Below are 21,078 nucleotides of genomic sequence, written 5' to 3' on the forward strand. Positions count from 1 at the left end.
AAGTACAGCACCGAAAAACTGAATATCGCATCGGGATTGCTCGAATCGCCCACAAGGCGCGTCGGGCAGGAGCAGAAACCGAGGTGAACTCACGATGATCGACAACCTCGATTATCCAGTCCAACTCATTCAACCGGACGGCGCGCGGGTGTGCCGACCGGAATACGACCGTCTGATCGCAAACCTGGATCGAGACGATTACCTGTCGTTGTACCGCGATCTCGTGATCAGTCGCCGAATCGACACCACCGCGGTAACACTCCAACGCCAAGGCGAAATCGGTTTATGGGCACCGCTCTTGGGTCAGGAAGCCGCGCAGGTCGGATCAGCACGCGCTCTGGAGCCTGACGATTTTGCATTCACCTCCTATCGTGAGCACGCCGTCGCCTACTGCCGCGGAGTTCCGCCCCACGCGCTGACGGTCTTGTGGCGCGGGTGCGCCCATTCTGCCTGGGACCCAGAACAATTCAATGTGACAAACCCGGCAATCGTTGTCGGGTCCCAGGGACTTCACGCAACAGGCTACGCACTGGGTGCTCACCTCGACGGCGCAGAAATCGCCACCATCGCCTATTTTGGTGACGGCGCCACCAGCCAGGGCGATATCGCCGAAGCACTGGGATTTGCCGCCAGCTTCCGCGCCGGCGTTGTCTTCTTCTGTCAGAACAATCAGTGGGCCATCAGCGAACCGGTCTCACTGCAGTCCCGCACACCGATCTCGCACCGCGCCGAAGGCTACGGCATTCCGTCGTATCGCGTTGACGGAAATGACGTACTCGCCGTCTTGGCAGTCACTCGGAAGGCGCTGGCCCACGCCCGTGAGGGAAGCGGGCCGACGTTCATCGAAGCCATCACCTGCCGCATGGGTCCACACACCACCTCCGACGATCCATCGAGGTACCGCTCCGACACGGACATGGCGCAGTGGCGGGCCCGCGATCCGATCGAGCGGATGCGGTTGTTTCTCACCTCGCGCGGACTTCTCGATGACAAGGTAGCCACCGAGATTGCCTCGGCTGCCGACGAAGTCGCTGCCGGTCTACGACGCAACACGATCGGCTTTCCTGATCCACCGCCCTCGGCACTGTTCGATCACGTCTACACCGGACCCCATCCGTTGATCGATCACGAACGTGCGCAGCACCAGGAGTATCTGGCAAGTTTCGACAATCAGGAGGTCGTGTCATGACGCTCGTCAATCTGGTGACCGCCCTCAACACCGGGCTACGACGCGCACTCGAGAGTGACCCCCAGGTCGTGATCCTCGGCGAGGACGTCGGCCGGCTCGGCGGCGTTTTCCGGGTCACCGATGCACTGCAGAAGGATTTTGGCGAGAACCGAGTCATCGACATGCCACTCGCCGAATCCGGCATCGTGGGAACCGCTTTCGGCCTGGCGCTGCGCGGCTACCGGCCGGTGTGCGAAATACAGTTCGACGGATTTGTCTACCCGGCCTTCGACCAGATCGTCTCGCAAGTCGCGAAGATCCACTACCGCACCCAGGGTCGGGTGCGCGCACCCATCACGATTCGCATCCCCAGCGGCGGCGGAATCGGTGCCGTAGAACATCATTCGGAATCACCGGAGGCCTACTTCGCCCACACTGCGGGGCTGAGGGTGGTGTACCCGAGCAATCCGGCCGACGGGTTCCACATGATCCGGCAAGCCGTCGAGTCCGACGATCCGGTGGTATTCCTCGAACCGAAGCGGCGCTACTGGGACTCGGCTGAGGTGGATCTGAGCGCGGAACCACCACTGCCACTGCACAGTGCGCGGGTAATCCGCCCCGGCAGCGATGCCACTGTTGTTGCCTACGGATCTATGGTGGCTACAGCCTTGGAAGCAGCGGACATCGCCGAGGACGAAGGCCATCACCTCGAAGTGATCGACCTTCGATCACTCTCCCCGATCGACTTCGACACGCTCGACAAGTCGGTACGACGGACCGGGCGGCTTGTCATCGTCCACGAGGCACCCATGTTTCTCGGGATGGGCGCCGAAATCGCCGCGCATGCCGCATACGAGTGCTTCTACGACCTCAAGGCTCCTGTGCGACGCGTGACGGGTTTCGACATCCCCTATCCCCCAGCCAAACTCGAACAGTTCCACCTACCGGACGCGGATCGAATCCTCGACGCACTCGATGAAGTGCTGGCCGCATGACTACCGCGGAGTTCCGACTTCCCGATCTCGGTGAGGGTCTCACAAGCGCCGAATTGGTGTCGTGGCACGTTGATGTCGGCGAACACGTGCGCATCGATCAGGTGATTGCCGACGTCGAAACCGCCAAGGCACAAGTCGAACTTCCGTCGCCGTACGCCGGAGTTGTCACCGAACTTCTTGCCGAACCCGGCGAGTCCGTGCCAGTGGGAGCGGCGATCATTCGCATCGAGAGTACGGACCCGGCTGGTGCGAGTACGTCGGCTCCACCGGTCCTTGTCGGCTACGGTCCGGCGACGGCGCATGCAAGCCGCCGGCGCAAGCGAGTCCCGCCCGCACCCTCGCAACACAGAGAGATGGCACGGGCGATGACCGGCAGCGCCCGCGCACCCCAGGCAACGGTATTCGTCACGATCGACGTCACCGCGTCGATGGAACTATTAGACACACTGCGCACATCCGCAGACTTCGAAAACTGCTCGGTCACACCGTTGACGCTTGCCGCCAAATCTCTGGTGACGGCCATAGCGTCGCACCCGAGCATCAATGCGACGTGGGACGAGACGGCCGAACGCAGTGTTGTGCATCCACGGATCAATCTGGGGATTGCCGTGGCGTCGGACCGCGGACTCTTGGTTCCCAACATCAAAGACGCAGGCAGCCTGACACTGCGAGAGATTGCGCGCCACATCACCGAACTGACCTCGATGGCCCGCGCCGGCCGAACCGACGTCGAACATCTCACCGGCGGCACGGTCACGATCACCAATGTCGGGGTGTTCGGCGTCGACGGTGGTGTTGCACTCCTCAATCCGGGCGAGGCCGCCATCCTCGCTCTGGGTAGCGTGAACGAGCGACCGTGGGTTCGCGGCGGGCAGATTGTCATTCGACAGGTTGCGACGCTCTCGCTGACATTCGACCATCGCCACCTGGATGGACAACAGGCGTCGCAGTTCCTCACGCTCGTGGCGTCGATGCTCGCCGACCCGGCGGTCCTTCTCGCCCATCTGTGACGCAACCTCAGTCCTGGCAGACTGTCACGGTGAGCATCGCCCCCTCTCCCACTCTGATACGCGCACGCGCCGGCATTTTCGGCATCTTCGGTATCAACGGCTTCCTGCTCGCGATGTGGGTGGTGCACATCCCGTCGATCGAGCACCGCGTCGGCATCAGCCACTCCACGCTGGGGTCTCTGCTTCTCCTGCTTGCCGTGGGCGCCATTGCCGGCATGCAGCTCAGTGGCCCGCTCGCCGACCGCTACGGGAGCCGAAGGATGGTAATCCTGGCGGGAACCGGCCTGTCCGCCGCCGTGCTCGGTCCGGGATTTGCCACCAACGCGTGGCAATTGGGCGCTGCACTGGTGGCTTTCGGTTTTGCCAACGGTGCCTTGGATGTCTCGATGAATTCCCAAGCCGTCGAGGCCGAACAGTTGTACCGGCGGCCGATCATGTCCGCATTCCACGGCATGTTCTCCGTTGGCGGAGTGGTGGGTTCGGTCATCGGAGCGGGCACTCTGGCACTCGGCCTTGCACCCTCCGTTACGCTGACCGCCGCATCACTGGTCGGCTTTGGTGCCGTCACAATCTGCTCCCGGCCGCTGCTGCCCCGCGCCCTGCACCACGCCGACGACGTCGCAACGGACCAACCGCACGGCCACTTCTCTGCCAAGGTGCTTGCACTGGGCGCACTGGCGTTTGTCCTCATGCTCGCCGAAGGCGTGGCAAACGATTGGAGTGCACTGCAAGTCAAGGAAGATCTTGGTGTCTCGAATGCCGTTGCAGCCCTGTCCTTCGGAGCTTTCTCGGCGATGATGACAGTCGGCCGATTCACGGCCGATCGAATCAGTGCCGCACTCGGCCCCGTCGCGGTTGTTCGCTACGGCGCCATGATCGCTTCGGTGGGAATGTTGACAGTCATTCTTTCCGGGTGGCTTCCGCTCACGCTCTTCGGCTGGGCACTCTTCGGCGCCGGACTGTCCGGATGCATCCCCCAGATCTTCACGACCGCCGGCAACCTGGGCTCAGGATCTGCTGGTACCAACATGTCTCGGGTTGTGGGTTTGGGCTACATCGGGTTTCTTGCCGGCCCCGCGACGATCGGCTGGGCGACACAGATTGTGCCACTCACCACAGCGATGCTCATCCCACTTCTCTGTGTGCTGGTCGCAGCACTGTCCGCCGGTGTCGTTCGTCGCGATTCTTCGACCACCCACCGAGATCACAGCTGATCCTCACGCTTGTCACAGACAAAGCAGGGATGCTGGACATGTGACCGTCTCGACCTCCGCCCCCCACTCCCCGTCCGCTACAACCCGCTTCCTCGCCCTTGCCGCATTGTGTGCCGCAGCGCTCGGTATTTTGTACTTTCTCCGACCTGATTCACCGACGGTCACTGTTCCGGAATCGTTGAGATCCATTGCCGATCAGATCGTCCGCATCGTGGACGTCACGGCGGTATTGACGGCCACCGCCGCCCTCGCCGCGGTCTCGATGATCCGCACATTGCCGTACGGTATCGGCGCCATACTCATGCTCGGGGTGGGCGCAAATCTGACCAGTGCTGCGCTGGGTTCATGGCTCACGGATGCGCCGACGGCCTTGCTTCCCAGCGGGCATGTTGTTGCCGCAGCAGCGCTGTACGGTTCGGCGGTTCTGATCTCTGCGCCGCGGTGGCGGCCCGTCATTGTCGGACTGGGCATCTCAGGAGTTGCCGCGGTCGCGGTCAGTGTGGTCGCCACCGAGATGAGCGGAATATTCGGTGTGGTTGCCGGGCTCCTGATCGCAGCAGCCTGGGGTTGTGTGGCAGCCATTCTGATGGAGCACTCGCCGGTCGCCGCGAAACGTGAAGCAGCACGACCGGATACGGCAGCCATCGCATTCTCCCGCGATCGGAGCATCCACCTGTAAACCGAAAGGGCGCCTACTCACCCTCGTGAGTAGGCGCCCTTTTCTGAAGCAGAAAAACTTACAGAGCCTTGAGTTCTTCCGTGACCTCGGCGACGGACTTCTTCGCGTCACCGAAGAGCATCGACGTGCCCTCGGCGAAGAACAGCGGGTTGTCGATACCGGCGAAGCCGGAGTTCATCGAACGCTTGAGCACGATGACCGACTTCGACTGATCCACGTTCAGGATCGGCATCCCGTGAATCGGCGAGTTCGGATCATTACGCGCCGACGGGTTGGTGACATCGTTCGCGCCGATCACCAACGTGACGTCGGTGCGGGAGAACTCGTCGTTGATGTCGTCCATTTCCTTCATCGCGTCGTACGAGACATCCGCCTCGGCGAGAAGAACATTCATGTGGCCGGGCATGCGACCGGCAACGGGGTGAATGGCGTACTTGACCTCGACGCCCTTCGACTCGAGCAACTTCGCCATGTCCTTGACGGCGTGCTGAGCCTGCGCCACGGCCAAACCGTAACCGGGAACCACGATCACCTGATTGGCGTACGCCATCTGGATAGCAGCATCGGCCGCGGAGGTCGCCTTCGCGGTGCGCACGACACCGTCGGAGGATGCGGCTTCTCCGCCGCCGCCACCGAAGCCGCCGGCAACAATCGCCGGGATGGAACGGTTCATGGCCTTCGCCATGAGGTTGGTCAAGATGGTGCCCGACGCGCCGACGATCATGCCGGCCACGATCATGGCCTGGTTGTCGAGCGCCAAACCTGCTGCAGCAGCCGACAAACCGGTGAGTGCGTTGAGCAGCGAGATCACGACGGGCATGTCGGCGCCGCCGATAGGCAGCACCACCATCAAGCCGAGGATGCCCGAAAGTACGAGGACACCGACGATCCAGAGGGAACTGGTCGGGCCTTCCGGGGAGATCGCCTTGATACCGATGATCACCGAGAACGCAACAGCGGCGATGAGCAGCAGTGCGTTGAGGGGTTGCTGCAACTTGCCGATGCCGATCGGACGACCCGGCAAAGTTTCCTGCAACTTCAGGAACGCAATCACGCTGCCCCAGAAGGAGATCGAACCGATCACCGCAGCAAAGAGAGATGCGATGACGATGTGCACCGTCGGGGACTCACCGTGCTTGAACGCCGTGAAACCATCGGAGTCCAGGAATTCTGCGTACGCGATCAACGCGACGGTACCGCCGCCGACACCGTTGAACAGTGCCACCAGCTGCGGCATGGCCGTCATCTTCGTGCGCAGCGCCGGCGGAACACCGAGCACAACGCCGATGATCAGACCGGCTGCGATGAGGATCCAGTTCCCCATCTCCGTGTCACGGATGGAGATCAGAGTCGCGATGACGGCGATGAGCATGCCGACAGCGGCGATCTGGTTGCCGCGCACCGCGGTCTTCGGGCCGGTAAGGCCCATGAGACCGTAGATGAACATCGAGAACGCGACAATGTACAAACCATTGACCAGGTATTCCATTACTGGTCACCATCCTTCGAAACAGTCTTGGCGGCGGGCTTGGCCTTGAACATCGCCAGCATGCGGTCCGTGACCACAAAGCCACCGACAACGTTGACCGTTCCGAAGACAAGTGCGACAAACAAGATGATCTGCAACCCGATGGACGGATCGTGCACCTTGCCCAAAACCACGAGCGCGCCGAGAACGACGATGCCGTGGATGGCGTTGGTACCCGACATCAGCGGGGTGTGCAGAGTGTTCGGGACCTTCGAGATCACCGCGAAACCGACGAACCCGGACAACACCAGGATCGCGATATTCGACAACAACGATGTGTACATCAGGCGCCCTTCTCTTCACGGGTGACGCACGCACCGGCCAGAACCTCGTCGGAGAAATCGGGCGCGAGTGCGCCTTCCACCAACATCAGTTCGATCAGCGCGGAAATGTTCTTCGAGTACAGCTCCGAGGCATGCTCGGGCATCGACGCCGGCAAATTCAGCGGCGAGCAAATCGTGACGCCGTGCTTGACGACGGTCTGACCCGGCTCGGTCAACTCGCAGTTTCCACCCGTCTCACCGGCGAGGTCCACGACAACGCTGCCGGGCTTCATGCCCTCCACAGCGGCCGCGGTCACCAGACGCGGAGCGGGACGACCCGGAACCAACGCCGTGGTGATCACAACGTCGAATCCCTTGATGGCGTCTTCGAGAGCCTGCTGCTGCTTCGCGCGCTCGTCGTCGGTGAGCTCACGGGCGTATCCGCCCTCACCGGCTGCGTCGATACCGAGATCGAGCCACTGAGCGCCCACCGAGCGCACCTGATCGGCTACCTCAGGTCGCACGTCGTAGCCGGTGGCGCGGCCACCGAGACGCTTCGCCGTGGCCAGTGCCTGCAGACCGGCAACACCGACACCGAGAACAAGCACCGTCGCGGGCTTGACCGTACCGGCGGCCGTGGTGAGCATCGGGAAGAATCGCGTCGACTCCGACGCCGCCAGCAACACAGCCTTGTAGCCGGACACATTTGCCTGCGAGGACAGAGCGTCCATCACCTGGGCGCGGGAAATACGCGGAATAGCTTCCACTGCATACCCCTCGATCCCGGCAGCCTTGAGCTCGGCGATGCGGTTGTCCGCGTTGCGCGGGTTCAGGAACCCGATCAACTTCGCTCCGGAGCTGATCTTGCCGATCTCGTCCGACGACGGCGGCGCGACCTTGACAACAACATCAGCGGTCCACGGATCGCCGATCTTCGCGCCGGCAGCGGTGTACAACTCGTCCGGGATCAAGGCACCAAGACCGGCACCGGACTCGACAACAACGTCGACGCCCTTACCGATCAGAGCCGCCACGATCTTCGGCACCAACGCGACCCGACGCTCACCGTCACTCGACTCCCGAGGGACGCCGACCGACGGACGCACTTGTGCGCTCTTCGATGTTTCCATTTGTTCCATTACCTTCTGCGGTTGGTGGTTCGCCTGCTGCGATGAGCGGCGGCCAACATGGGATGAGCGGAAGATGACCCGCTTTTGGGTGAATGGTGACTGATACTAGCCAGACTTCTCCGTGGAAAGTGAACACGGAGAACTACTTTCTTCATCTGAATCGAGTCCGAACAGTATCTTTACCTAGATACAAGTCATTATAATGTGAGCCCCATCACATCGAGGTGTCGACCAATTCCACGATGTGAACCACAATCGATGCATGAGGTGTCGATCGTGAAGCGTCGAAAAATTGTCGTAGAACGGGTCTACGAAAAGTCCGACGCCGAAAAGTCAGTGCGACTGTTAGTGGATCGACTCTGGCCGCGCGGGATACGACGCGACGAGTTGCCGTTCGACGACTGGGCCAAGGAATTGGCACCCTCTACCGAACTACGAAAGTGGTACGGCCACGACGCGACTCGCTTCGACACGTTTTCCGCGAAATATCTCGCAGAACTCGACGCACGTCCCGTCCGCGAGTACCTGGAGCGCGTCACACCCACAGCGGACACGCGCCCCATCGTGCTGCTCACGGCGAGCAAGGACCTCGCCCACAGCCACGCGTCGGTACTGGCCGACTATCTCCGCACAATCGTGTAACGATTGGTCAACTATTCACATAGTGGGATCGCAGCTTGTGCTTGACAAGTTTCCCAGTGGCAGTTCGAGGCAATTCGTCGGCGAAGTCGATGGAACGCGGCGCCTTGAAATGCGAAACGCGGTCGCGCACGTACTTCAGCAATTCTTCGGCGACATCTGCCGAAGGTTCAATTCCGTCTACTAACTGGACGACCGCCTTGACTTGTTCACCCATCTCGTCGTCGGGAATTCCGATTACCGCGACGTCGAAAACCTTCGGGTGGAGAGTCAGAACATTCTCCGACTCCTGCGGATAGATATTGACGCCGCCCGAAATAATCGTGAATGCCGCCCGATCGGTGAGATAGAGGAACCTCTCGTCGTCGATGTACCCGATGTCGCCGCTCGTGGTCCAGTTCGGATGATCGGGGTGCTGCGCGGACGCAGTTTTCTCCGGATCGTTGTGATAGCGGAACGGCAACTTCTCACGTTCCCAGAAGACTGTGCCGACCTCACCGACGGGAAGGTCCGCGCCGGAATCGTCACAGATATGGACAATCCCCATTACTCCGTCACGACCGACCGAACCTGGATGCGACAGCGACTGCTCGCTGTTGATGAATGTCGCGCCCGCACCTTCCGTCGACGCGTAGTACTCGTTGATCACCGGACCCCACCAGTCGATCATCGACGCCTTGACCTCCGGCGGGCACGGTGCCGCGGCATGAATGGCCACCTTCATGCTCGACACGTCGTATCCGAGTCGTGTCTCCTCGGGAAGTTTGAGCATCCGCACAAACATCGTCGGCACCCACTGACTGTGCGTGACGCCGTACTCGCCGATCAGAGACAGCGCCGTCTCGGCGTCGAAGCTGTCCATCAAGATCACTGTGCCGCCCACCGAGTTGATGACCCCGCAGAACCGCAGCGGCGCAGCATGATAGATCGGCGCCGGGCACAAATAGACTGTGCTGGAATCGAATCCGTACATCGGCGCGAACACGGCGGTAAACGGATCCATCGTGACGTCGACTTCACCTTCCGGCAGATCTCCCTTGATCCCTTTGGGGCGACCGGTTGTTCCCGAGGAATACAGCATGTCCGTGCCGCGGGGTTGCAAATCCAAAGGCTCCGTCGATTGCGCCGAGACAGCCGCGTCGTAGTCTTCGAATCCCGCGAGCTCACCCCCGTACACCAATCTGTGGAGAACTCGCGGAGTCAGCGCCGGATCTGTCGGAACAGCGTGTGCTGCTGCAGCGGACGCGATCAGTACTTTCGCCTCGCAATCGTCGACGATGTACGCCGCCTCCTGCGCCGTCAGATGACAGTTGACTGCGGTGATGTAGAAGCCGGACCGCAGTGCAGCCCAATACACTTCGAACGCGCGCAGGTCGTTGTTCGATATAAGTGCAACGTGGTCGCCAGGCTTCATTCCCAGTCCGCGCAAGTACCTGGCCAGTGCGATCGATCGCTCGTCGAGCTCCCGATACGTGATCGACTCACCAGTCGACGGCCGGATGATCGCCGGCTTGTCCGGTGTGGAAGCAACAAAATTTCCAGGAAACACGCGCACTCCTCAATCAGCTTCTCGTCCGTCCACCCCGGTCTATCACAAGGCGGCGCGGTTCGATTCGATTTCGGCGGAACGGCGCCATTGGCTCGGCGGCCGAACTTCCTCGCCCTACAGTGAGAGGTCAGTGAAACTTCGATACCTACGGAGAAAAGTCATATGAGCGACTGGCCCCAGGAATCCGTCACCGATTTGTTGATCGAGCAATGGCAGGTCATCGACTCGCTTCTCTCTGCCCTCGACGGCGACGGCTGGTTCTCCCCCACCAATCTGCCGGGGTGGACGGTGCACGACATCACCGCGCACCTGATCGGAACCGAATCGCTGCTCTCGGGAATCGAACCGCCGACCACAGACGTCAACGTTCACGCCCTCCCCCACGTGCACAACGAGATCGGCGCATTCAACGAGCGCTGGGTCGAGGGACTTCGACGGGTTCCGTCGCCGCAACTACTCGAGCAGTACCGCGAGATCACGTCTGCTCGCACCTCTACCCTTCGCACTTTGAGCGAATCCGATTGGAATGCAGAGTCTTCCACTCCCGTCGGCCCGGCGCCGTACGGCCGCTTCATGCGAATCCGATTGTTCGACTGCTGGCTACACGAGCTCGACATCCGCGACGCCGTCAGGGCTCCCGGGGACGAGGGCGGTCCGCGCGCGGAAATGGCGTTCAAGGAAATCTCGAGTTCCCTCGGATTTGTTGTCGGCAAACGGGGCAAGGCACCGGACGGCTCGCGCATCACCTTCGATCTCGGCGGCCCGCTGACCCGCGAACTACACATCGCCGTCGACGGTCGCGCCGCTCTGGTTCCCACGCTCGATGGGCCACCTACCGTGACCGTGAGGATGAGTTCCGCGCTCTTCACGAGACTTGCCTGCGGACGGGTCCGCGCGGCTGATCATCTTGACGAGGTCACGATTGTAGGCGATCACGCGCTCGGCAAACGGATTCTCGACAACCTTGCGTTCACGATCTGAACCACGCCGTCCGATGAAGTTGTTCCTGGCGTCGTACCGGTTCGGCGACCACCACACACGGTTCGCGGAACTGGTCGGCCCTGGCGCTCGGATCGCCGTCATCGCGGCGGCCGCCGACGCGTGGCCGGCAGCCGCCCGAGCCTCCGCGGTTACCAGCGAACTGACGCCACTACGCCGAGCGGGATACGACGCCGAGGAACTCGACATCCGCGACTACGCTCGCTCACCCGACGCACTGGAGCACGCACTGCGGACGTTCGACTGCGTCTGGGTCCGCGGCGGAAATACCTTTGTCCTGCGGGCGCAGTTAGCGCGGACGGGAGCGGACGACGTCCTCGAACGCCTTGTCCGCAATGGAGATCTTGCCTACGCGGGATACAGCGCCGGCGCTGCTGTGGCCACACCGACCTTGACCGGGTTGGACATCACCGATGATCCGTCCGATGTACTGGCCACGTGCGGAATCGAGCCGGTGTGGACCGGGCTCGGACTCGTCGATTTCGCGATTGTTCCGCACGGCGGCGGGTCTGTACTCGAGGATCCTGCGGCCACGGCACGAACAATCGCCATACTTACACAAGAACGGATTCCGTTTAGGGTGCTGAGCGATCAGCAGGTTGTGGTCGTCGACGGCGGCGAGGCAGACGTCATCTGACGACCTCAGTCGTCAGTTGCCCTTCAACCGTGCTCGGCGACGGGCGCCGGGTGAACGCTATGTGACTGGCGATCGAGTCGCGCCCACGCGATTTCCCACCGCTTGACCGACACTTCGTCCGCATCTTCGAGGAGCGCGTCGAGAAGGAGTCGTGGGTTCTTGTGCCACGCGAGTTCTGCCGCTCGAACCTCGGCCGCGGAAAAGAGTCCGGATGCCGCAAGGTCGCGGATCCAGTCATCGATCTCGCCGCGGTGAATGCGTGCAATCGTCTCGTATCCGATGTGCTCATCGAGGAAGTCGTACGAAAATATTGCAGCCAGGTAACTGTTCGACTCACGCTGTCCGAAAATCATGTGCGTTCCTTCCTCGAAGTGTTCGACGACGATGTGACGACTGCCCGTTGCCTGGATACACCCGAGACCTTTTTTCCGGTGACCCTGTAACGCTTCGTTTATCCCCGACGATGCACACGCTAACCCCCCAAGGCTTCGTTTGGGTTGCGCTCTGGAAAACGTTGCCGTGTCAGTGCCTATTCGAGACCTAAGGCCATCGCCTTCACGACATTGGTCCATATCTGGAGCCAGTCGGCCTGACCTGCGATTTGCCCGTTTTTTCGGCCTACATGAGAGCAACACGCCCGGTTGCGAAAAAATCTTTTTCAACTATCTCATCAGGTGGGATCGTTACGGTAGCAAATCATGTGTATCGCCGTTTTCCCAGGCATCTTCACACCAAGAATCCCTAGTACACGGCCTATTTCTGACGACACAACGCCCTACACGATCAGCTTTGAACGGCTGTCCAATTGGGCGAGCAGCAATCGAAGGGCGCTGACTCGAAGCGCCTCCCGCGCCGTCCACAGACCCGGGTACCGTCGAGGAGACATCCCTCACCGATACGGAGCCACCAGCAATGACCGACAAGATCGTGCACAACGTCGACGAGAGCCGCTTCGATATTTATTCGGACGACGAACTCGCAGGTTTTGCGGAGTACTCCGAATCGGATGGTGTGCGCGATTTCCACCACACCGTCACCTACCCGCAGTTCCGTGGCCGTGGGCTCGCTGCCGTCGTCGTGCGGCAAGCCCTCACACAAACGCAGTCGGACGGCAAGAAGATCGTCCCGTCCTGCTCGTACGTCGAAAAGTTCGTCGCGCAGAATCCGGAGTTTCAGATCCTCCTGTAACTCGCTTGTTGCCTCGGGGATAACTGACCCCGAGGCCGAGCGAGCCGTCAAAAATCAGTCGCGGACATGACGCGCGTCGGGCAGTGTTGGTGTAAACAGCACTTTTGCTGCCCCGCTGCCCGGAAGGAATGTCCGTGACTGTCACGCCCCGACTCGGACGCGCGGGCACGTCCGAACAGATCCACTACCTTCCGTTGGTTCTGATCAACCTCGCGACGCTGTTCTCCGCAATCGGAAACGGCATCTCCATGGTGGTCATCCCCTGGCTCGTTCTCGAGCGCACCGGGCGCGCCACCGACGCGGCAATTGTTGCCGGTGCCGCCGCCGTGCCACTACTGATCGCAAGTTTGTTCTCCGGCACTCTCGTCGATCGATTCGGTCGTCGGCGCACCTCGCTGGTGTCCGACGCGTTGTCCGCTGTGTCGGCTTCGGCCATTCCCATCTTCGCGGTCACCTCAGGTCTGAGCATTCCGGTGATTGCCGCTCTCGCTGCGCTCGGTGCAACATTCGATCCGGCCGGCATGGCAGCGCGAGAATCGATGCTGCCGGCGGCGACGCGCGCCGCGGGGTGGAAGCTCGATCGGACCAACAGCCTGTACGAGGCGAACTACAACGTCGCGTATCTGATCGGTCCCGGAGTCGGCGGCGTCCTGATCGCCACGATCGGCGCGGTCAGCACCCTCTGGGTGACTGCGGCGGGGTTCGTGCTTTCGATCATCGTCGTTGCCTTCATCCGTCTGGCCGACGCCGGAACACCAGACCCCGGCCTACGTCCGGCGTCCATCTGGCACGGCACACTCGAGGGCTTGAAGTTCGTGTGGAACAACAAGCTTCTCCGAACTCTGGCACTGGTCGACATGGCCGTCGTGGCTCTGTACATGCCGGTGGAAAGTGTTGTTTTTCCCGTGTATTTCACCGAGCTCGACCAACCCGCTCAGCTCGGGTCGGTGTTGATGGCGTTGGCGATCGGCGGAATCGTGGGCGCCTTGGCGTACGCGCCGCTTGCTCCACTGATGTCTCGGCGACTGATCATGATCTGTGCAGTCGGCGTGCTCGGCGTTGCGATGCTCGCGATGGCCCTGCTCCCGCCGTTGTGGGTAATTCTGGTCCTGGCGGGCCTGCAAGGTCTTGTGTACGGCCCGGTGGGGCCGATAGCCAACTACGCCATGCAGACTCGCAGCCCCGAGCACATGCGAGGCCGGGTTGTCGGTGTGATGACGTCGACGGCCTACGCCGCCGGTCCACTCGGATACCTCGTTGTCGGCCCACTTCTCGATCAGCTCGGTATTGCATCAACCTTTGTGGCACTGTCGATTCCGATCGTTGTCATCGCGATCGTGTGCGCGGCGCTTCCGGTGCTGCGCGAACTCGATCACCCCTGACCGCTATTTGAATCCCATCACCTCGGTCCCCCAGGCGATGCGCAGCACCTCGTCAGCGTCGTGGACCAACGAGTCCGGCGAATCGATCAGTAGCGTGGATCGAGCCTCTTCGTCATACGGCGGCCAGTGTTTGGACCCGTCGAGCGCGGCCGGCACTCCATGCCGGGCAAATGCAAGCCACCGTCGTTGTATCCGACCGGCCACCTCCATTGCAGCCTTGCGTCCACCCAACCAGAATGTCGGATCGACGTCCAGGGTTCCGAAATTGCCGAATACATAAGGCAATTCGGTTGCGTGCCCGGCTCCGATGCGCGCGGCCTTGAGCATGGGCGTGGCGTGGTCGAATCGATAGAGCCACGTCGGCGAGTGCCGTGCATGCGCGTCGGCAATCCATAGTGTCGGCATCCGAAACGCCGCGTCACGCGAGAGCGCCAAGGCGCCGCTGGGTTTGGCGTGATCAGGATAGGCGGACATGATCTCGGCCAGCCGCGTCGGCGAAATGTCCGGGTGGTCGTCGGCCAGTGCCTGCAGCATCGCCTCCACCGACTGCGCACTCACCGGCATCAACGGCGATTTCATGAATTTGAAGATCGACGCCTCGTCCTTGTTCGATCCGATGATCAGTGGGATTCTGTGGGCATACCCCTTCTGGAAAGCTGCAACGGGGTAGTGCGGCACCAGATCTCGATCCACCACTGGGGCCATGGCGAGGGTTCCTGGAATGCGGGTCGGGATTTCGTTGACCAGTTCGTCACCGGCCTTGATGATCAGTTCGAGATCGGCGTCGATCAGATCGCCGGCATCGCCTGGGGCAATCGAGATCAGTTCGAGGAAGCGGAGTGCCACCGAGCGCGCGCGATCACGTCCGTATACCGATGTGGCCGGCGGGCTTTGAGCGATCGCGCGATGAAAGAGGCCTTCGGCTGTTGGGCACGTCATCAACGTCGTGATGGAACCGGCACCCGACGACTCCCCGAATACCGTCACCTCACCCGGGTCACCGCCAAACGCAGCAATGTTGTCACGCACCCACTCGAGCGCTGCAATCTGGTCGCGCAAGCCACAATTCGACTCGAACACCACGTCCGGTGTCGAGAAGGAAGACAAGTCAAGGAACCCCATCGCGCCGACGCGGTAGTTGAACGAGACGAGAACAACGTCACCGGTCTCCGCCAGGTGCCGACCGTCGTAGATGCTTTGGGCTGCCGAACCCAGACAATAGGCACCGCCGTGAATCCACACCATGACCGGCCGCGGCGTGCCGTCTGGTCGTGGCGCCCACACATTGACGGACAGGCAATCCTCGTCGACCACAAACGCCCGATCTATCGGCACCGCCGGGCTTTGCCCCTGCGGTGCGATGGGACCGAAGGCGCGGCCATCCCGCACGCCGTCCCATGGTTCGGCCGGTAGTGGCGCTCGAAACCTTCGCTCCCCGGTCGGGGCGGCCGCGTACGGGATACCCTTCCAGGCGAAAACCGAACCATCGGCAAATCCCCGGACGTCACCGGCTGGAGTGTGGACGACAAGGGTGCTCTGGCCTGTGTCTCCCGGTCGAATTTCGGTGTCCATGCCTGAATCTCCTCACGACCTCGACTTTGAGAGAATCTGTCCCAAACCTACCAATTTCCGAGAGGTGGGGACGAGCAACGAAAAGCGGCGGTGTTAAGGTCGCCTTGTTCTGACACGGGGTGCTCCGCATGGGCGGGGCTGAGATCAAACCCGGGAACCTGATCAGGTAATGCTGACGAAGGGATGTCATGGCTACCACACAGCCTGCATACAGTTCTGCCGAAAATACGTCCGTCTCGAACACGGCGCTCATCGAATCGACTTCGGGCCGATTCACCGACCGCCTCTGGGACGAGACCAAAGTGCTGCGTGAGTCCATCGACTCACTCGAATTCCTGCGCCGACTCGGCGACGGCACCTTGCCGCTCGACGCGTTCCGCACCTACATCGAGCAAGACAAGCTCTATCTCGAGGGGTACTCCCAAGCGCTGTCTCTTGTTGCGGCTCACGCACCGAACCCGCAGGCAGCGGGATTCTGGTCCAACTCCGCATCCACGGCGGCCACGGTCGAGTCGTCACTGCATGACGGCCTTCTCACCGGCGGGATTCTGCCGGCCGACACCAGTCGGCTCGAGCATTCACAAGCCTGCTTGGGATACGTGTCCTATCTGATCGCGACTGCCGCCACCGCGCCGTACGCCGTCTCGGCCGCTGCGGTACTCCCCTGCTTCTGGATTTACGCCGAGGTCGGCCGCGACCTGGCCGCGTCAGCGCGGGAGGTTCTGGACGCAGATCCGACGCATCCCTACGCGCAGTGGGTCAGCACCTACGACGCGCCGGAGTTCCACGAGTCCGTCGCGAAGGCACGGGAGCTCGTCGACGCAGCAGCCGACGCCGCTACCGAAGCAGATCGAGAAGCGATGAGCGAGGCGTTCCGAATCGCAAGTCGATTCGAGCTGATGTTCTGGGATTCGGCATTGCACCCGCAGCCTTGGCCCGCGTCATGATCTCGGTAAGGCGTGTTCTCGCCACGACCGCAGCTCTCGCAGCCACACTGACCATGATCAGTGGATGCTCCAGTGGCACAGAATCTTCGGATGCCATCCGGTTTGCACTCGACTGGACTCCCAACACCAACCACACCGGGCTCTACGTCGCGATGCAGGAGGGCTACTTCGACGACGCCGGACTGGACGTGTCGATCCTTCCCTACAACAACACCTCCCCCGACACCCTGGTGGATGCCGGCAACGCCGAGTTCGGGATCAGCACCCAGAGCCAGGCGACGTTCGCTCGCGCTGCGGGCGCGGACACGGTCTCCGTCATCGCGCCACTTCAGCACCGTGCCACTGGAATCGGCGTCAAAGCTGACCGATCGGACATCACCCGTCCGCGTGATCTCGACGGCAAGGTCTACGCCGGCTTCGGCGATCCCGGCGAGGTCGAAACGCTGCAACAAGTGATTCGCAACGACGGCGGGACCGGCGACTTCACCACCGTCACGTTGGGTACGTCGGCCTACGAAGCCGTGTATTCGGGGCAGGCTGATTTCACTGTGTCCTACTTTGCGTGGGAAGGTCTCGAAGCTGAGCGTAACGGAACCCCGATGCGGTACTTCCAGTACACCGATTACGGATTCCCCGACGCGTATTCCATTGTGATCAACGGTAATCAGCAGTGGATGAAGGATCACCCCGAGGAAGCTGCCAAGTTCGTCAAGGCCGTGCAGCGCGGATATCAGACCGCCGCCGAGGATCCCGATCGCGCTGCACAGGATCTCATCGATGCCAATCCCGGCGCCTTCACCGACGAGGACCTCGTGCGGGACAGCCAACGGATGCTTGCCGCTGATTACATGTTGGACGCAAACGGCGTTGTCGGAACCCAGAATCTCGAAACATGGTCCGGCTATTCGGGTTTCCTCTTCGACAACGGCCTACTGGCAGGCCCGGACGGCAATACGCTGACTCAGAAACCGAATTGGTCGGAATACTTCACCAATGAGTACCTCGACGCGCCCTGAAGTGGCGACTCGATGGGGATCCGTCACACGGCGAGCGTTGCCTGCGCTCGCCGTGGTGATCCTGCTCGTTGCGGCCTGGCAGATCTACGTCGATGTCAGCGGTATCCGTCCCCAAGTTCTGCCGTCGCCGGGCCGAGTGCTCTCGCAGGGGTGGAACAACCGCGACGTGATCTCCGGCCATGCGTTGTCGACGCTTCAGGTGACGCTGATCGGATTCACCGTCTCTTTGGCACTCGCATGGATTCTTGCTGTGGTGGTGGACTTTTCACCATGGCTCTCGCGCGCGTTGGTTCCACTGTTTGTCGTCTCGCAGACGTTGCCGATCATTGCGATCGCCCCACTCATGATCATCTGGTTCGGATTCGGACTGTTGCCGAAGGTTCTGGTGATCGCGCTGGCAACGTTCTTCCCGATGACTATCGGTTTGATCGAGGGTTTTGCCGCGGCCGATCGTGAAGCCGGTGCCCTCCTGCGCAGCATGGGTGCCTCCCGCTGGCGGGAATTCCGGTACGTGCGACTCCCGTCGGCAATTCCACGGTTCTTCACGGCGCTGCGCATCGGTATCACCTACGCCGTCGTGGGGGCGGTGTTCTCCGAATACGTCGGCGCGACCTCCGGTTTGGGCATCTACATGAGCACCCAGAAGAATTCCTTCCGCACTGACCTGGTCCTTGCTGCGGTTCTGGTGACCGCTCTGATCAGTGTCACCTTGTACCTACTGACCTTTGCGGTGGAACGCGTCGTTGCGCCGTGGGCTCTGAGCGAAAGGGCACCGCGATGAGCACCGAACGCATTGTCGACCTGGCCTCACTCAGCAAGGAATTCAGCACCCGGGCAGACACGCGACAGGTTCTCGACGACGTGTCGTTCTACGCTGCCCCAGGCGAATTCGTGTCGATCATCGGACCGAGTGGATGCGGCAAGAGCACCATCTTCAATGTCTTGGCCGGACTCGAAACACCCACGTCGGGAACCGTCTCCGTTGGTCTACCGGACTCGGGAAGCGGCATCCCGACTGCCTACATGCCTCAGAAGGATCTCCTGTTTCCGTGGCGTTCGGTTCTCGACAACACCGCACTGGGACTCGAAGTACAGGGTGTGCCGCGGAAAACCGCACGCAACAAGGCACGAGAGCTGTTTGCCGCCTTCGGACTGTCGGGTTTCGAGAATGCCACTCCGTCGCAGCTGTCGGGAGGCATGCGCCAGCGGGCTGCCCTGCTGCGCACAGTAGTTCAGGGCAAGCCCGTTCTGCTGCTCGACGAACCGTTCGGCGCCCTCGACTCGTTGACCCGAACCGAAATGCAGTCCTGGCTCCAGGATGTGTGGCAGCAGTATCGGTGGACAGTTCTGATGATCACCCACGACATTCGCGAGGCCATCTATCTGTCCGATCGCGTCGTCGTTCTCTCCGCAAGGCCCGCCACGGTCAAACGCGTCGTCGACGTGCCACTTCCGCGCCCCCGCGAACTTGACATGATCACCTCGCCAGAATTTGCCGCGGTCGAGCGCGAATTGCTCCGGGTGCTGCACAGCGAGACTTTGACCGCACTGTCCGATCAGTCCCCTCCTGGCGATTACTGAAGATAAGCTGAGAGTCACACGCAGTTCACCGAGAGTTCAGGCCAGACCGATTGATCGATGCCCAGGTCAACCCTCGGAAAAATCTATTGGCGACCAAAACTGCTCACTACCAGAGAGATCGCGCTCGCCGAAATTCAAGTATGTGTGTCGGACGTTCCACAAAACTCTCCGGTAACGTAGTGTGGACCGCCTACGCAACCACTCACCGCAAGGTAACTGGCGAGTGATGCTTGCGTGGCAGGACCCCACCGCAACAGATTTGGAAAGGGACAGTGTGAGCACACTGCAGTCAGGCCAGAGTCTCGCTATCGGCCAGGAACTCAAGTCCGACAACGGTTCCTACGCCCTCACCCTGCAGGAAGACGGCAACCTGGTTCTCTCCGAGGACGGCCGCGCAGTCTGGGCAGCCGGCACAAACGGATCGGGCGCTAACCGCGCGGACGTGCAGGCTGACGGCAACTTCGTCCTCTACAAGGACGGGGACGCAGTCTGGGCATCGCAGACCTCCGGCAACGAAGGGGTCTCCCTCTCGGTGCAGGACGATCGCAACGTCGTTCTGTCCGCAGGCGACCGCATCCTGTGGTCCACTGACACCGCCGTCGCAGCTCCCGCACCTGAGCCCACCCCGGAGCCTGCCCCGGCAGCACCGGAGCCCGAACCGGCTCCCGCCGCTCCGGCAGCGCAGACCTACACGGTCGAAGGCGGCGACACCCTCTGGGCGATCGCCGAACGCTTCTACGGTGACGGCAACCAGTACCAGCGCATCGCCGATGCCAACGGTATTGCCAACCCGGATCTCATCAACGCCGGCCAGGTTTTGACCATCCCGGCATAGCTTGTTTCGCCGCGAGGCCCCGGGCGTTCAACGCCCGGGGTTTTGCACGTGAAGCGGCCTTTGTGTTCTACAACACACTTATTCGCGTCCCACCCAATAGTTTTCGATGTGCCACTACTGTTCGATTTCGCCTACAGTGCTTTGCGTACTGCTCCCGGAGAACAGGTTGTGCATGAGAGACAGAACTGTCATGGTCGGCGCGCTCACAGTTGCCGGCATTTCTGTCGCTTCCGGCTTCCTCTTCGGTGGAGCAGCCGGAGCATTCGGCGGCGGCGGCCCGATCGTCACCCCGCCAGCGCTGGTATCCACGGTCACCGTCGACTCACTTGCGGATATCGAACCTGCCTCGTTCTACACCTCGATAGTCGTACCTACCGTCGTGATTCCACCGACACCGACGTGGCAGGTCGCACCCGAGCTCACGGCCCCGCGCAACGTACCGCTGACATCCGTAGTGGCGTCGACGACAACGTCCACCACCGCTGTATCAAGCACCAGTTCCACCACTGCGGTGTCATCCACGCCTGCTTCGTCCACTCCTGCGTCAGCGACGCCGTCGAGCGCGCGCCCGTCCGGAACCGTGACTTCTACGACGGTCCCGACCAGCACGGGAATCCCGGTCGTCACCATCGATTCAGAGCGCCCGTCCAGCGGAGACTGACACATTCGCCGTGAACTATCACGGTGACCGGCGTTACATCCCCTACCTGCAAACAGCTGCTTTGTCGGCACCTCGCGTTACCGTA

General features: G+C 61.6%; 22 protein-coding genes and 1 riboswitch. Of the genes, 16 read left to right on the forward strand and 6 right to left on the reverse strand.

From position 1 onward, the window contains the following. Positions 1-94 precede the first annotated feature (94 nt). The 5 genes from pdhA (at position 95) to R4P64_RS28495 (ending at position 5,066) form a co-directional block, all read left to right on the forward strand. On the forward strand, positions 95-1,189 hold the full coding sequence (gene pdhA / locus R4P64_RS28475; protein WP_317823510.1) for a pyruvate dehydrogenase (acetyl-transferring) E1 component subunit alpha: 1,095 nt from the start codon (positions 95-97) through the stop codon (positions 1,187-1,189). Continuing rightward, positions 1,186-2,163 carry an alpha-ketoacid dehydrogenase subunit beta gene (locus R4P64_RS28480; RefSeq protein WP_317823511.1) on the forward strand — a complete coding sequence of 326 codons (978 nt, stop codon included), beginning with the start codon at positions 1,186-1,188 and terminating at the stop codon, positions 2,161-2,163. The genes pdhA and R4P64_RS28480 overlap by 4 nt, the downstream gene beginning before the upstream one ends. After that, positions 2,160-3,173: a dihydrolipoamide acetyltransferase family protein gene (locus R4P64_RS28485; RefSeq protein WP_317823512.1), complete on the forward strand. Its 1,014-nt coding sequence runs from the start codon at positions 2,160-2,162 to the stop codon at positions 3,171-3,173. The genes R4P64_RS28480 and R4P64_RS28485 overlap by 4 nt, the downstream gene beginning before the upstream one ends. A 113-nt stretch (positions 3,174-3,286) precedes the next feature. After that, positions 3,287-4,387: an MFS transporter gene (locus tag R4P64_RS28490; RefSeq protein ID WP_411742713.1), complete on the forward strand. Its 1,101-nt coding sequence runs from the start codon at positions 3,287-3,289 to the stop codon at positions 4,385-4,387. Positions 4,388-4,427: 40 nt separating this feature from the next. Further along, entirely contained in the window at positions 4,428-5,066 is a 639-nt protein-coding gene (locus tag R4P64_RS28495; protein WP_092807509.1) for a hypothetical protein, read from the forward strand. Positions 5,067-5,124: 58 nt separating this feature from the next. Here the strand turns inward: R4P64_RS28495 and R4P64_RS28500 are convergent, their stop codons facing one another. Genes R4P64_RS28500 through R4P64_RS28510 form a run of 3 tightly spaced genes read right to left on the reverse strand, consistent with a single transcriptional unit; the run spans position 5,125 to position 7,987 of the window. Further along, positions 5,125-6,555, reverse strand: coding sequence for an NAD(P)(+) transhydrogenase (Re/Si-specific) subunit beta (locus tag R4P64_RS28500; RefSeq protein WP_141486625.1), 1,431 nt, complete (start codon positions 6,553-6,555; stop codon positions 5,125-5,127). Next, the gene (locus R4P64_RS28505) at positions 6,555-6,878 is read right to left on the reverse strand and encodes an NAD(P) transhydrogenase subunit alpha (protein WP_033236042.1); all 324 of its coding nucleotides are present in this window, start codon (positions 6,876-6,878) and stop codon (positions 6,555-6,557) included. The genes R4P64_RS28500 and R4P64_RS28505 overlap by 1 nt, the downstream gene beginning before the upstream one ends. Further along, on the reverse strand, positions 6,878-7,987 hold the full coding sequence (locus tag R4P64_RS28510) for a Re/Si-specific NAD(P)(+) transhydrogenase subunit alpha (RefSeq protein ID WP_045071404.1): 1,110 nt from the start codon (positions 7,985-7,987) through the stop codon (positions 6,878-6,880). The genes R4P64_RS28505 and R4P64_RS28510 overlap by 1 nt, the downstream gene beginning before the upstream one ends. A 276-nt stretch (positions 7,988-8,263) precedes the next feature. Here R4P64_RS28510 and R4P64_RS28515 point away from each other — a divergent pair, with 276 nt between their 5' ends. Then, a complete protein-coding gene (locus tag R4P64_RS28515; RefSeq protein WP_233364423.1) occupies positions 8,264-8,629 on the forward strand; it encodes a DUF488 domain-containing protein in 366 nt (121 codons plus the stop codon). A 7-nt stretch (positions 8,630-8,636) separates the two neighbouring features. On the opposite strand, the gene R4P64_RS28520 is transcribed toward R4P64_RS28515, so the two are convergent. Further along, positions 8,637-10,175 (reverse strand): AMP-binding protein, encoded by a 1,539-nt coding sequence (locus R4P64_RS28520; protein ID WP_317544564.1) that lies wholly within the window; start codon positions 10,173-10,175, stop codon positions 8,637-8,639. Between the two features lie 162 nt (positions 10,176-10,337). Between R4P64_RS28520 and R4P64_RS28525 the strand changes: the two genes are divergently transcribed. Both R4P64_RS28525 and R4P64_RS28530 read left to right on the forward strand, forming a co-directional pair. Continuing rightward, positions 10,338-11,156, forward strand: coding sequence for a maleylpyruvate isomerase family mycothiol-dependent enzyme (locus R4P64_RS28525; protein WP_317823515.1), 819 nt, complete (start codon positions 10,338-10,340; stop codon positions 11,154-11,156). A gap of 13 nt (positions 11,157-11,169) precedes the next feature. Beyond that, the gene (locus R4P64_RS28530) at positions 11,170-11,811 is read left to right on the forward strand and encodes a Type 1 glutamine amidotransferase-like domain-containing protein (RefSeq protein WP_317823516.1); all 642 of its coding nucleotides are present in this window, start codon (positions 11,170-11,172) and stop codon (positions 11,809-11,811) included. Positions 11,812-11,834: 23 nt separating this feature from the next. Here the strand turns inward: R4P64_RS28530 and R4P64_RS28535 are convergent, their stop codons facing one another. Then, positions 11,835-12,164, reverse strand: a complete 330-nt coding sequence (locus R4P64_RS28535) for a hypothetical protein (RefSeq protein ID WP_033236037.1) — start codon at positions 12,162-12,164, stop codon at positions 11,835-11,837. Between the two features lie 559 nt (positions 12,165-12,723). Between R4P64_RS28535 and R4P64_RS28540 the strand changes: the two genes are divergently transcribed. After that, complete coding sequence (locus R4P64_RS28540; RefSeq protein WP_045071408.1) at positions 12,724-12,999, forward strand: GNAT family N-acetyltransferase; 276 nt, start codon at positions 12,724-12,726, stop codon at positions 12,997-12,999. A gap of 134 nt (positions 13,000-13,133) precedes the next feature. Beyond that, entirely contained in the window at positions 13,134-14,381 is a 1,248-nt protein-coding gene (locus tag R4P64_RS28545; protein ID WP_233364420.1) for an MFS transporter, read from the forward strand. A 3-nt stretch (positions 14,382-14,384) separates the two neighbouring features. On the opposite strand, the gene R4P64_RS28550 is transcribed toward R4P64_RS28545, so the two are convergent. After that, entirely contained in the window at positions 14,385-15,953 is a 1,569-nt protein-coding gene (locus R4P64_RS28550) for a carboxylesterase/lipase family protein (protein WP_317823517.1), read from the reverse strand. 105 nt (positions 15,954-16,058) lie between these two features. Beyond that, positions 16,059-16,154, forward strand: a riboswitch (TPP riboswitch). On the opposite strand from R4P64_RS28550, the gene R4P64_RS28555 reads away from it, so the two are divergent. The 6 genes from R4P64_RS28555 to R4P64_RS28580 all read left to right on the forward strand — a co-directional run bounded on the left by R4P64_RS28555 (position 16,142) and on the right by R4P64_RS28580 (position 20,993). Beyond that, positions 16,142-16,900 (forward strand): TenA family protein, encoded by a 759-nt coding sequence (locus R4P64_RS28555; RefSeq protein WP_317823519.1) that lies wholly within the window; start codon positions 16,142-16,144, stop codon positions 16,898-16,900. Its footprint overlaps the riboswitch before it by 13 nt. After that, on the forward strand, positions 16,897-17,916 hold the full coding sequence (locus R4P64_RS28560; RefSeq protein WP_045071414.1) for an ABC transporter substrate-binding protein: 1,020 nt from the start codon (positions 16,897-16,899) through the stop codon (positions 17,914-17,916). Before R4P64_RS28555 ends, R4P64_RS28560 begins: the two co-directional genes overlap by 4 nt. Further along, complete coding sequence (locus tag R4P64_RS28565) at positions 17,894-18,697, forward strand: ABC transporter permease (protein WP_317823520.1); 804 nt, start codon at positions 17,894-17,896, stop codon at positions 18,695-18,697. The genes R4P64_RS28560 and R4P64_RS28565 overlap by 23 nt, the downstream gene beginning before the upstream one ends. Beyond that, positions 18,694-19,497 carry an ABC transporter ATP-binding protein gene (locus R4P64_RS28570; RefSeq protein WP_317823521.1) on the forward strand — a complete coding sequence of 268 codons (804 nt, stop codon included), beginning with the start codon at positions 18,694-18,696 and terminating at the stop codon, positions 19,495-19,497. The genes R4P64_RS28565 and R4P64_RS28570 overlap by 4 nt, the downstream gene beginning before the upstream one ends. Before the next feature lie 226 nt (positions 19,498-19,723). Continuing rightward, on the forward strand, positions 19,724-20,332 hold the full coding sequence (locus R4P64_RS28575; RefSeq protein ID WP_045071421.1) for a LysM peptidoglycan-binding domain-containing protein: 609 nt from the start codon (positions 19,724-19,726) through the stop codon (positions 20,330-20,332). Positions 20,333-20,504: 172 nt separating this feature from the next. Further along, a complete protein-coding gene (locus tag R4P64_RS28580) occupies positions 20,505-20,993 on the forward strand; it encodes a hypothetical protein (RefSeq protein WP_045071422.1) in 489 nt (162 codons plus the stop codon). Positions 20,994-21,078 lie beyond the last annotated feature (85 nt).

Source organism: Rhodococcus sp. IEGM 1366, from assembly GCF_033142425.1.
Lineage (GTDB): Bacteria > Actinomycetota > Actinomycetes > Mycobacteriales > Mycobacteriaceae > Rhodococcus_F > Rhodococcus_F globerula.

What these genes read in the sequence shown, in the direction of transcription:
- R4P64_RS28570 (WP_317823521.1), top strand. Translation starts at nt 18,694, where the DNA reads ATGAGCACCGAACGCATTGTCGACCTGGCCTCACTCAGCAAGGAATTC.
- R4P64_RS28540 (WP_045071408.1), top strand. Translation starts at nt 12,724, where the DNA reads ATGACCGACAAGATCGTGCACAACGTCGACGAGAGCCGCTTCGATATT.
- R4P64_RS28505 (WP_033236042.1), bottom strand. Translation starts at nt 6,878, where the DNA reads ATGTACACATCGTTGTTGTCGAATATCGCGATCCTGGTGTTGTCCGGG.
- R4P64_RS28565 (WP_317823520.1), top strand. Translation starts at nt 17,894, where the DNA reads ATGAGTACCTCGACGCGCCCTGAAGTGGCGACTCGATGGGGATCCGTC.
- R4P64_RS28535 (WP_033236037.1), bottom strand. Translation starts at nt 12,164, where the DNA reads ATGATTTTCGGACAGCGTGAGTCGAACAGTTACCTGGCTGCAATATTT.
- R4P64_RS28480 (WP_317823511.1), top strand. Translation starts at nt 1,186, where the DNA reads ATGACGCTCGTCAATCTGGTGACCGCCCTCAACACCGGGCTACGACGC.
- R4P64_RS28510 (WP_045071404.1), bottom strand. Translation starts at nt 7,987, where the DNA reads ATGGAAACATCGAAGAGCGCACAAGTGCGTCCGTCGGTCGGCGTCCCT.
- R4P64_RS28555 (WP_317823519.1), top strand. Translation starts at nt 16,142, where the DNA reads ATGGCTACCACACAGCCTGCATACAGTTCTGCCGAAAATACGTCCGTC.
- pdhA (WP_317823510.1), top strand. Translation starts at nt 95, where the DNA reads ATGATCGACAACCTCGATTATCCAGTCCAACTCATTCAACCGGACGGC.
- R4P64_RS28500 (WP_141486625.1), bottom strand. Translation starts at nt 6,555, where the DNA reads ATGGAATACCTGGTCAATGGTTTGTACATTGTCGCGTTCTCGATGTTC.
- R4P64_RS28530 (WP_317823516.1), top strand. Translation starts at nt 11,170, where the DNA reads ATGAAGTTGTTCCTGGCGTCGTACCGGTTCGGCGACCACCACACACGG.
- R4P64_RS28525 (WP_317823515.1), top strand. Translation starts at nt 10,338, where the DNA reads ATGAGCGACTGGCCCCAGGAATCCGTCACCGATTTGTTGATCGAGCAA.
- R4P64_RS28485 (WP_317823512.1), top strand. Translation starts at nt 2,160, where the DNA reads ATGACTACCGCGGAGTTCCGACTTCCCGATCTCGGTGAGGGTCTCACA.
- R4P64_RS28490 (WP_411742713.1), top strand. Translation starts at nt 3,287, where the DNA reads ATGTGGGTGGTGCACATCCCGTCGATCGAGCACCGCGTCGGCATCAGC.
- R4P64_RS28575 (WP_045071421.1), top strand. Translation starts at nt 19,724, where the DNA reads ATGCTTGCGTGGCAGGACCCCACCGCAACAGATTTGGAAAGGGACAGT.
- R4P64_RS28580 (WP_045071422.1), top strand. Translation starts at nt 20,505, where the DNA reads ATGAGAGACAGAACTGTCATGGTCGGCGCGCTCACAGTTGCCGGCATT.
- R4P64_RS28560 (WP_045071414.1), top strand. Translation starts at nt 16,897, where the DNA reads ATGATCTCGGTAAGGCGTGTTCTCGCCACGACCGCAGCTCTCGCAGCC.
- R4P64_RS28550 (WP_317823517.1), bottom strand. Translation starts at nt 15,953, where the DNA reads ATGGACACCGAAATTCGACCGGGAGACACAGGCCAGAGCACCCTTGTC.